Origin of the sequence: Mesorhizobium sp. M4B.F.Ca.ET.143.01.1.1 (assembly GCF_004792275.1) — a bacterium.
GTDB lineage: Bacteria > Pseudomonadota > Alphaproteobacteria > Rhizobiales > Rhizobiaceae > Mesorhizobium > Mesorhizobium abyssinicae.
This window is the reverse complement of record NZ_SRSR01000073.1, coordinates 1-532: the sequence shown is the minus strand read 5'-3', so window position 1 is coordinate 532 and position 532 is coordinate 1. Positions and strand designations below refer to the sequence as shown.

Here is a 532-nt window from a genome sequence, read left to right as displayed (position 1 = left end):
GCTGTCGGCGGAGCCCTTGGCGCGCTCGATGGCTCCGACCTGGTGGATCTTCGGAACAGTGACGTCGACCAGCGCATAACTGGTGGTCAGCGAACGATCACCGTCGAACACCTGGCGAGGGTCCTTGGTCGCCTGCTGGCGGGTCGTGGCGACGAAGATCTCGTGCTTGGCGGCGATGTCGGAGGCCGGCGCCGTAACCGGCTTGCGGTTGAGAAGGTCATGCGCGCTTTGGCCGGCGCAGCCGCTGACGGCAAGCGCAAGTGCAATGCCAAGCACGATCCTAACACGCAAGATCACCCGGGATCCCCCAAGGGCGGCAAACCTCTCCGACTATTCCGATAAAGCCAGAGGGCGGCCGGGTCCAGTTCTAAGTCAGAAACCGCGCCGATACGATTACTGCGTGGCCAACTGGCGGATGCGGTCGGTCACGTCGCGGTCGCTGGCAAAGCCGTCGTCCTCTCGCAGTCGCTGCCCGATCATCTGCACCATCATCGGATTGTCGGCGAATTTGGTGTGATTGAAGCTGTCGGCA

At 63.0% G+C, this 532-nt stretch carries 1 pseudogene; it reads right to left on the bottom strand.

The window, feature by feature from the left end:
• Nucleotides 1-297: pseudogene (locus tag EN786_RS36015) on the bottom strand (hypothetical protein); the annotation flags it as partial.
• Nucleotides 298-532 lie beyond the last annotated feature (235 nt).